Source organism: Actinomadura sp. 6K520 (assembly GCF_004349245.1).
Classification (GTDB): domain Bacteria; phylum Actinomycetota; class Actinomycetes; order Streptosporangiales; family Streptosporangiaceae; genus Spirillospora.
Genome location: NZ_SMLC01000223.1, coordinates 1 through 9,714, shown reverse-complemented (window position 1 = coordinate 9,714; position 9,714 = coordinate 1). Strand labels below are relative to the sequence as shown.

The 9,714-nt window shown below is 73.6% G+C and carries 7 protein-coding genes; 5 read left to right on the top strand and 2 right to left on the bottom strand.

Annotated elements, in window-relative coordinates; all coding sequences use genetic code 11:
• Nucleotides 1-173: 173 nt before the first annotated feature.
• Nucleotides 174-1,142: a VOC family protein gene (locus tag E1289_RS33595; protein WP_207929321.1), complete on the top strand. Its 969-nt coding sequence runs from the start codon at nt 174-176 to the stop codon at nt 1,140-1,142.
• Here E1289_RS33595 and E1289_RS33590 read toward each other — a convergent pair.
• Entirely contained in the window at nt 1,117-2,676 is a 1,560-nt protein-coding gene (locus tag E1289_RS33590) for an FAD-binding oxidoreductase (RefSeq protein ID WP_131987519.1), read from the bottom strand. The genes E1289_RS33595 and E1289_RS33590 overlap by 26 nt on opposite strands.
• 61 nt (nt 2,677-2,737) lie before the next feature.
• The gene (locus E1289_RS33585; protein ID WP_131987517.1) at nt 2,738-3,634 is read right to left on the bottom strand and encodes a hydroxymethylglutaryl-CoA lyase; all 897 of its coding nucleotides are present in this window, start codon (nt 3,632-3,634) and stop codon (nt 2,738-2,740) included.
• A gap of 115 nt (nt 3,635-3,749) precedes the next feature.
• Between E1289_RS33585 and E1289_RS33580 the strand changes: the two genes are divergently transcribed.
• Genes E1289_RS33580 through E1289_RS33565 form a run of 4 tightly spaced genes read left to right on the top strand, consistent with a single transcriptional unit; the run spans nt 3,750 to nt 9,671 of the window.
• Nucleotides 3,750-4,472: a GntR family transcriptional regulator gene (locus tag E1289_RS33580; protein WP_131987515.1), complete on the top strand. Its 723-nt coding sequence runs from the start codon at nt 3,750-3,752 to the stop codon at nt 4,470-4,472.
• A complete protein-coding gene (locus tag E1289_RS33575) occupies nt 4,459-5,682 on the top strand; it encodes a CoA transferase (RefSeq protein ID WP_131987513.1) in 1,224 nt (407 codons plus the stop codon). The genes E1289_RS33580 and E1289_RS33575 overlap by 14 nt, the downstream gene beginning before the upstream one ends.
• A gap of 30 nt (nt 5,683-5,712) precedes the next feature.
• Nucleotides 5,713-7,773, top strand: a complete 2,061-nt coding sequence (locus E1289_RS33570) for a hydantoinase/oxoprolinase family protein (RefSeq protein WP_131987511.1) — start codon at nt 5,713-5,715, stop codon at nt 7,771-7,773.
• Nucleotides 7,773-9,671 (top strand): hydantoinase B/oxoprolinase family protein, encoded by a 1,899-nt coding sequence (locus E1289_RS33565; protein ID WP_131987509.1) that lies wholly within the window; start codon nt 7,773-7,775, stop codon nt 9,669-9,671. Before E1289_RS33570 ends, E1289_RS33565 begins: the two co-directional genes overlap by 1 nt.
• Nucleotides 9,672-9,714 lie beyond the last annotated feature (43 nt).

Genomic DNA, 9,714 nt, shown 5'->3' with positions numbered 1-9,714 from the left:
GCATCCGGTCGAGGGACGCGGTGTCGAGCAGCTGCACCGCGTTCACGTAGGAGTACAGCGCGGCGTTCAGCGCGGCCCCGGCGAGGACCAGCCGGGCGGGTGTGGCGGCGCGCCCGCCGCCGACCGCCAAGAGCAGCACCCCGCCCGCCCCCGCGCCGGAGGGGTTCGCGTTCGTGGAACTGGCGGTCGACGCCGAGTCCGGCACCGAGGTGGCCCGGACGCTCGCCGCCACCGGGTTCGCGCACATCGGGCAGCACCGGTCCAAACCGGTGGAGCTGTGGCAGCAGGGCGACGCCCGGGTCCTGCTCAACGCCACCGGTTCGTCCCGGGCCGCGATCGGCGCGTTCGCCGTCGAGACCGGCGACCCCGAAGGCGCGGCGCGGCGCGCCACCGCGCTGCTGGCCCCCGCGCTGCCGCGGACCCGCGGCGCGGCCGAGGCCGACCTGACGTCGGTGGCCGCCCCGGACGGCACCGCCGTCTTCTTCTGCCGGACCGGCGCCGCGGACGGCTGGCTCGGCGACTTCATCCTCTCCGGCTCCCCGGGCCCGGACCGGACCGGCATCACCGCGATCGACCACCTCGCCCTCGCGCAGCCCTTCGACGCGTTCGACGAGGCGACCCTCTTCTACCGCTCACTGTTCGGCCTCGCGCCCGAGCACGACGCCGAACTCGCCGCGCCGTTCGGGCTCGTCCGCAGCCGGGCCGTCACCGACCCCCGCCGCACGCTGCGCCTCCTGCTCGACGGCACCGTGCTGCGCCGCGGCGCCTGGGCCCCGGCCGTCCCCGACCCCCAGCACGTGGCGTTCGCCACCGGCGACGTCTTCCGCACCGCGCGGGTCCTGCGCGAGCGCGGCGCCCCGGTCCTGGACGTCCCCGCCAACTACTACGACGACCTGGACGCCCGGCTCGCGCTCGACCCGGGGCTGCTCGCCGCGCTGCGCGAGCACAACGTGTTCTACGACCGGGACGGCGACGCCGAGTACTTCCACCTCTGCACCGGAATCCTGGGATCGCGGGTGTTCTTCGAGTTCGTCCAGCGGTCTCCCGGCTACCACGGCTACGGCACCGCCAACGCGCCCGTCCGCATGGCCGCCCACCGCGCGGCCCACTCCCGCGCTAGGGGATCAGGACACCCGGGTTGAGGATGCCGGCCGGGTCCAACGCGGACTTGGCGGCGGTCAGCGCGGCGGCGAACGGGCCGGGGCGCTGGCGGTCGTACCAGGGGCGGTGGTCGCGGCCGACCGCGTGGTGGTGGGTGATCGTGCCGCCGCTCGCGGCGATCGCCTCGGACACGGCGCTCTTGATCTCGTCCCACTGGGCGACCATGCCGCCCCAGCGGCCGGGCGCGTAGACGCCGAAGTACGGCGCCGGGCCGTCCGGGTAGACGTGGGTGAACCGGCACGTCACGACGCCGTCGCCCGCGACCTCGCGGAGCGCCTCCCGGGCGGCCCCGGTGACGGCGGCGTGCAGCTCCGCGAACCGGTCCCAGGTGCACGCCGTCTCGAACGTCTCGGCGATCACCGCGTGCCGGGCCAGCGCGTCCCGCTGGTAGGGCATCCGCAGGAACGACGACCGCCAGGCGTCGCCGGTGCCCCGTCCGCCGGGCTCGTCCCGGACCTCGCCGCCGTGGTCGCGGCACAGCTCAAGGGCCCGGTCGAGGGACGCCTGGACCGGATGGCCGGCGGACTCGAACGCGAGCAGCAGCACGCCGCCTTCCACTGCCACGCCCGTGTTGATCAGCGCTTCGGCGGCGTCCAGCAGCCGGCAGTTCGCCGGGTACAGCCCGCTCTGCGCGACCGCCCGGGTCGCCGCCACCGCGGCGGTGTAGTCGGCGAACCGGACGGACGCCCTGGCCCGCCACCGCGGCCGGTCCTGCACCCGCAGCCACGCCTCGGTGATGATGCCGAGGGCGCCCTCGCTGCCGAGGAACAGCCGGTCCGGGGCCGGCCCGGCGCCAGAGCCGGGCAGCCGCCGCGACTCGGCGGTCCCGGCCGGCGTGACCACGCGCATCGACTCGACCATGTCGTCGATGTGGGTGTAGAGGGTCGCGTAGTGGCCGCCGGAGCGGGTGGCCAGCCAGCCGCCCAGCGTCGAGAACTCGAACGACTGCGGGAAGTGCCGCAGCGTCAGCCCGTGCGGCCTGAGCCGCTCCTCCAGGTCGGGGCCGAACACGCCCGCCTGGATACGGGCGGCGCGGCTCACCGGGTCGACCTCCAGGACCCGGTCCAGCCGCCCGAGATCGACGGTCACCGCGGGACGGTCGTCGAAGCGCGGCTCGACGCCGCCGACGACCGAGCTGCCGCCGCCGTACGGGATCACGGCGATCCCGTCACGGGTGCACCAGTCGAGCAGATCGACCAGATCCCGCTCGTCGCGGGGCCGGGCGACGAGGTCGGGGACGTGCCGCAGGTCGCCCTGCAGGTTGCGGACCACGTCCCGGAACGCCTTGCCGTGCGCGTGGGCGGCGCGGTCGGCCGGGTCGGCGGAGCACAGCCCGGCGAGCGCCTCCGGCGGGCCGACCCTGGGGGCGGCCAGGTCGAGCGCGCCGGCGTCCGGCGGCTCGTGGCCGGTCAGTTCGCCGGACGTCAGGGCGCGCACCCGGGACAGGAGCGATTCCAGTTCCCGGCCGCCGACCGCGTCCTCGACGTTGCCCCAGCCCCACCACGAACGCGCCATCACCGCTCCCTCCGGATCGCCCTACCGTAGCGAGACCCGGGGTAGGTCGAGGGGGAGGGCGTCAGGCGGGGAAGGGGCCCGCGCGGCCCAGTAGCGCCTGTACCGGGCTGTCGAGGCGCTCGGCGAGCCAGGCGGCCGTCTCGGTCACCGGGCCCATCCGGACACCGGTCGCGATGCCGCTGCGGTCCAGCGCGTACACCAGGTCCTCGGTCGCGATGTTGCCGGTGGCGGCGGGCGCGAAGGGGCAGCCGCCGAACCCGCCGGTGCTGGCGTCCAGCGCGCCGGCCCCGTGGTCGAGCGCGGTGAGGGCGTTGGCGTACCCGGTGTTGCGGGTGTTGTGGAAGTGGCAGCGCAGCGGGATGTCCGGGGCGATCTCCCTGGCGCCCTCCAGGAGTGTGCGGACCTGGGCGGGGACGCCCACGCCGATCGTGTCGGCGATGCAGATCTCGTCCGGGGGCTCGCTCTCGGTGATCCGCCGGACGAGGTCGAGGACCTTGTCTGCCGGTACCTCGCCCTCGAACGGGCAGCCGAACGCGGCGGCGAGGGTGACCGTGCGGTAGAGCCCGGCCTCGCGGGCGTTCCGGGCGATGGCGGTCCAGTTGGCGACGCCCTCGTCGACCGTGCAGCCCTGGTTGCGCCGGCTGAACTCGTCCGTCGACACGACCACGACGTTGACCTCGTCGACACCGGTGGCGAGCGCCCGGTCGAGCCCGCGCGGGTTGAGGACGAGCCCGGCATAGCTGACGCCCTCGACGCGGGGGACCCGCTCCATCACGGCCTCGGCGTCGGCCATCTGCGGCACCCGCCTGGGGTTGACGAAGCTGACGGCCTCGATCCGGCGCAGCCCCGCGGCGATGCTGCGCTCGATGAGCCGCACCTTGTCGGCGGCCGGCAGGATCGCGGCCTCGTTCTGCAGCCCGTCCCGGGGGCCGACCTCGACCACTTCGACTTCCGCCATCCAGGTCCCCTTGTATGCAATCTGTGGGTGGTATGTCGAATTTACACAGGTCACACCTTGTGTCAAGCGGGTTCGAGTGTCTATGTTGCATGCAATCGACCCGGAGGAGGACCGGATGGCCCGAGCCGTGGACCGTGTCTACACACGGTTGCGCGCCGACATCCTGGACGGCGTCCACCCGGCCGGCGCGCGCCTCGGCGAGGCGGAGCTGGCCGAGGCCACCGGGTCCAGCCGCACGCCGGTGCGGGAGGCGCTGCGCCGGCTGGAGGTCGAGGGGCTCGTCGAGATCCTGCCGCACCGCGGCGCGCGCGTCCCGGACTGGACGCCGGAGGACCTGGAGGAGATCTACGAGCTGCGGATGCTGCTGGAGGGCGCCGCCGCCCGCCGGGCCGCCACCCGGATCGAGCCCGAGGACACCGCCCGCATGGCGGAGCTGTGCGAGCTCATCGAACGGTCCTGCGCGCCCGGCGGAGCGCAGGACCTCGACCGGGTCGCCGAGCTGAACGCCGAGTTCCACGGCATCGTCCGCGCCGCGTCCGCCAGCGGCCGGCTGGTGTCGATGCTCAACAGCGTCACGCAGCTCCCGCTGGTGATGCGCACCTTCCACCGCTACTCGCCCGGCGACCTCGACCGGAGCTGCGCCCACCACCGGGAGCTGGTCGCCGCCCTCCGCGCCGGCGACGGCACCTGGGCCGAGTCGGTGACGCGGGCGCACGTCCTCGCCGCGAAGGCGGTGCTGCTGCGCGCCGCCTCCCCACCGGCCCCGGGCGACGAAGCGATGCCCCCCGCCCACGACCGAACACACGGAAACGAGGACCCGCCAGATGTCCATCGATGACGGCGCCGCCCAGGACGCCCGAGGCCCGCTCTCCGACCTGCGCGTGGTGGAGATGGGGCAGCTGCTCGCCGGCCCGTTCTGCGGGCAGCTCCTCGGCGACTTCGGCGCCGAGGTGATCAAGCTGGAGTCGCCGGGCGCCGGGGACCCGATGCGCCAGTGGGGACGGGAGAAGCCGCACGGCAAGTCCCTGTGGTGGCCGGTGGTCGCCCGAAACAAGAAGTCGGTGACCTGCAACCTGCGCACGCCCGAGGGCCAGGACCTCGCCCGGCGGATCATCGAGCGGGCCGACATCGTCGTGGAGAACTTCCGGCCCGGGACGCTGGAGCGCTGGGGCCTGGACTTCGAGCGGCTGCGCGAGGCGAACCCCGGGCTGGTGCTGGTCCGCGTGTCCGGCTTCGGGCAGACCGGCCCCTACGCGCCCCGCGCCGGGTACGGGTCGATCGGCGAGGCGATGGGCGGCATCAGGTACGTGACGGGCGACGCGGACAAGCCGCCGTCCCGCGCCGGGATCTCGCTCGGCGACTCGCTCGCCGCCGTGTTCGCCACGATCGGCACGCTGGTGGCGGTGCACAACCGCACCCGCACCGGGCGGGGCCAGGTGGTCGACTCCGCCATCTACGAGGCGGTCCTGGCGATGATGGAGTCGCTGCTGCCCGAGTGGGCCGTGGCCGGCTACCAGCGGGAGCGCACCGGCTCGGTGCTGCCCAACGTGTCGCCCAGCAACGTCTACCCGACCGCGTCCGGCGAGATGATCCTCATCGCCGCCAACCAGGACACCGTGTTCGCGCGGCTCGCCAAGACGATGGGCCGCCCCGAGCTGAGCGGCGACCCGCGCTACGCGGGGCACGCCGCCCGCGGCCGGAACATGGCGGAGCTGGACGAGATCATCGCCGCGTGGTCGTCCGGCGTCGAGACGGCGGAGCTCCTGCGGACCCTGCACGACAACGGCGTCCCCGCGGGCCGCATCTACACCGCCAGGGACATGTTCGAGGACCCGCACTTCGCCGCCCGCGACGCGATCGTGCGGCTCGCCCACCCCGACTTCGGCGAACTGCCGATGCACAACGCGTTCCCCAAGCTCAGCGAGACCCCCGGCGCGGTACGGCACCCCGGCCCGGGACTCGGTGCGCACAACCAGGAGGTGTACGGCGGCCTCCTGGAGCTGAACGAGGCCGAGATCGCCGCGCTGTCGGAGCGCGGAGTCATCTGACTGTCAACGAAGACATCCCGGGAGGTCGGCATGGGCTATCGCCTAGGCGTTGATGTAGGAGGCACGTTCACCGACGTGCTGCTCGTGGACGAGGAGACCGGCGTCAGCCACCGGGCGAAGACCGCGTCCACCCCGGAGGACCAGTCCCAGGGCGTCCTCAACGGCATCCGCAAGGTGTGCCGGGACGCCGGGATCGACCTGACCGAGGTGGCGCACGTCCTGCACGGCACCACGGTCGCGACCAACGCGATCCTGCAGGGGAAGGGGGCGCGGGTCGGCCTGGTGACGACCGAGGGCTTCCGCCAGGTCCTGCAGATCGCCCGGTCGTACGTGCCGGGCGGCCTGGCCGGCTGGATCATCTGGCCGAAGCCCGAGCCCCTCGCGAAGCTGGAGCACACGGTGGAGGTACCCGGCCGGATCGCCTCCGACGGCTCGGTGGTCACCCCGCTGGACGAGGAGCGCGCCCGCGCCGAGCTGCGCCGCCTCGCCGGGGCCGGCATCGAGGCGCTGACGATCGCGCTGATCAACTCGTTCGCCGACGACGCGCACGAGCGGCGGGTCGCCGAGCTGGCCGCCGAGGAGCTGCCCGGCGTCCCGGTGTCGCTGTCCAGCCACGTGCTGCCGGAGATGCGGGAGTACGAGCGCACCATCACGACCGTGGCCAACAGCTACGTGCAGCCCGAGGTATCCCGTTACGTCACCAACCTGGACCGTTCCCTCACCGGCAGCGGGATCACCGCGCCGCTGTCGGTGCTGCGCAGCGACGGCGGGCTGACCCGGGCCGCCAAGGCGGCCGAGGACCCGGTGGCGCTGCTGCTGTCCGGCCCCGCCGGCGGCGTCACGGGCGCGGTGTGGTTCGCCGAGCAGGCCGGGTTCAAGGACTTCCTGACCTTCGACATGGGCGGCACGTCCACGGACGTGGCGCTGGTCCTCGGCGGGCATCCCCGGATCGGGCGGGAGACCAGCGTCGGTGACCTGACCGTCCGCGCGACGAGCGTCGACGTCCGCACGGTCGGCGCGGGCGGCGGTTCGGTCGCGCACGTCCCCGAACTGACCAAGGCGCTGCGGGTCGGCCCCCAGTCGGCGGGCGCCGACCCCGGTCCCGCCGCGTACGGGGCGGGCGGCACCGAACCCACCGTCACCGACGCCAACGTCGTCCTCGGGCACCTGCCGCAGGACCTCGCCGGCGGGGAGATCTCGCTGGACGCCGAGGCCGCCCGCAAGGCCGTCCGGGGCATCGCCGACGCGATGGGGCTGCCGAGCGTGGAGGCCGCGGCCGCGGGCATCGTCGACATCGTCAACGAGAACATGCTCGGCGCGCTCCGGCTCATCAGCGTCCAGCAGGGCTTCGACCCGCGCGACTTCGCGCTCGTGTCGTTCGGCGGCGCAGGCCCCCTGCACGCCAACGCCCTCGGCCGCCTCACCGGCTCCTGGCCGGTGATCGTCCCGCCGTCACCGGGCGTCCTGTGCGCGTACGGGGACGCGACGACCTGCCCCCGCGACGAGGCCGCCCGCACGATGGTCCGCCAGTTCTCCACCCTGGACGACGCCGAGCTGCGCACCGCGCTGCTGGAACTGGCCGACACCGCCGCCGCGCGGCTGGAGTCCGAGGGCGTGCCGCGCGACGTCCAGACGCAGACGTACCAGATCGACCTGCGCTACCACGGGCAGGGCTTCGAGATCCCCGTCGAGGTGGACCGCGACGCCGTCGCCGGAGACCTGCTGGCCGAGCTGGGCGCCGCGTTCGACGCCGAGCACAAGCGGCTGTTCTCCTTCCTGCTCGACAACGAACGCGAAGTGATCAACCTGCGCGTCACCGTGAGCGGCCCCCGCCCGGAGGTCGCCTGGCGCACGCTGCCGCCGGGGACCGGCGACCCGTCCGCCGCGCTGGTCCGCGAGACCGAGGTGTGGATGGACGGCGAGACCCGGCGCGCGAACATCTACGACCGTTCCGGGCTGCTCGCCGGGGACGTGGTGACCGGACCGGCCATCGTGGTCGAGATGGACTCCACCACGCTCGTGCTGCCCGGCCACGCCGCGACCGTCCACCCGAGCGGCAGCCTGCTGATCCGCCCGACCGAGGAGAGCTGATGGCCGAGATCCTGCAGACCAACACCGAGCCGGTCGGCCGGGTGGACATCGACCCGGTCACCCTCGACATCATCGAGAACGCGCTGCGCAACGCGCGCTACGAGATGGACGAGGTGCTCTTCCGCACCGCGCTGTCGCCGGGCATCCGCGAGCAGCACGACGAGTTCCCGCTGATCGCCAACCCGGACGGCAAGATGGTCGTCGGCCAGTTCGGGCTGTCGGTGCCGGACTTCCTCGCCAACTTCGACGGCACGATCGGCGAGGGCGACATCCTGATGACGTCCGACCCGTACGCGTGCGGCGCGGCGATCAGCCACGCCAACGACTGGCTGCTGGTGGTGCCGATCTTCCACCGCGGCCGGCTCGTCGGCTGGTCCTCGATGTTCGGCCACATGTCGGACGTCGGCGGCAAGACGCCGTGCTCGATGCCCGCCGACGCCCGCACGATCTACGAGGAAGGCGTGATCGTCCCGCCGTTCAAGCTGTACGAGGGCGGCGAGCTGAACGAGGCGGCGCTCGGCATCATCCTCAACCAGGTGCGGATGCCCGAGTGGAACCGCGCCGACCTGAACGGCCTCGTCGCCGCCTGCACCACGGCGGCGCGGCGGGTGACCGAGCTGTGCGACCGGTTCGGCGTCGAGACGTACCTGTCCGCGCTGGACGACCTGCTCGACCGCAACTACCAGGCCATGAAGGTCCTGCTGGCGGCGCTGTTCGAGGACGGGCAGACGCTGGAGTTCGCCGACTACATCTGCGACGACGGCTGCGGCTACGGCCCCTACGAGCTGAAGATCTCCCTCACCCGGCACGGCGAGAAGATCCATCTGGACTTCTCGCACGCCGCGCCGCAGGCCGTGGGGCCGGTCAACTACTTCATCAACGAGAACCTCGTCCGGATGTTCTTCGGCATCTACGTGATCACGGTGGCCGACCCGCAGATCCTGTGGAACGACGGCTTCTACCCGCTGATCGACGTGACGATCCCCGAGGACTCGTTCTGGAAGCCCCGGCACCCCGCCGCGCTGAACGCCCGCAACCACGGCATCGGCCGGGTGTTCGACCTGTTCGGCGGGCTGCTGGGGCAGACCAACCCGGAGATCCTGAACGCGGCCGGGTTCTCGTCCTCGCCGCACTTCATGTACTCCGGCCACTACACCTCGGGGCCGCGCGAGGGCGAGTGGTTCCAGCTGTACTCGATCGGGTTCGGCGGGGTGCCGGGGCGCCCGGTCGGGGACGGCCCGGACGGGCACTCGCTGTGGCCGTCCTTCCGCAACATCCCCTGCGAGTACCTGGAGTCGTACTACCCGCTGCGCATCGAGCGGTGGGAGACCATCGCCGACTCGGGCGGCGCCGGCCTGCACCGGGGCGGCAACGGCGTGGACGTCGCGTACTGCTTCGAGGAGCCGGGCACGATCGCGATCCACGACGACCGCTGGCTCACCTACCCGTGGGGCGTGAACGGCGGGCGCCCGGGGGAGCGGGGCCGCAAGTGGATCGACCGGGCCGACGGCACCCGCGAGGTGCTGCCCAGCAAGATCCATGACGTCCCGGTCGGCCCCGGCGACGTGCTCCACTTCGTCACGTGGGGCGGCGGCGGATGGGGCGACCCGCTGCGGCGGCCCGCGGAGCTGGTGGCGCTGGAGGTGCGGCGCGGGCTGGTGACCGCCGACGGCGCCCGCGACTACGGCGTCGTCTGCACCGCCGACGGCACCCTCGACGAGGCGGCCACCGAGCGGCTGCGGGCGGAGCTGGACGCCGCGCGGGCGGAGGTCCCCGTGTTCGACATGGGCCCGCCGCTGGCGGAGATCCTCGACCGGTGCGAGGAGGAGACCGGGCTGCCCGCGCCCCGCCCGCCGGTGGACGTCCGCTCCGCCGCGGCCCTGCACGGCCGGCGATGAGCGGCGACGCGCCGGATCAGGGGCCGGATCGGGGGCCGGATCG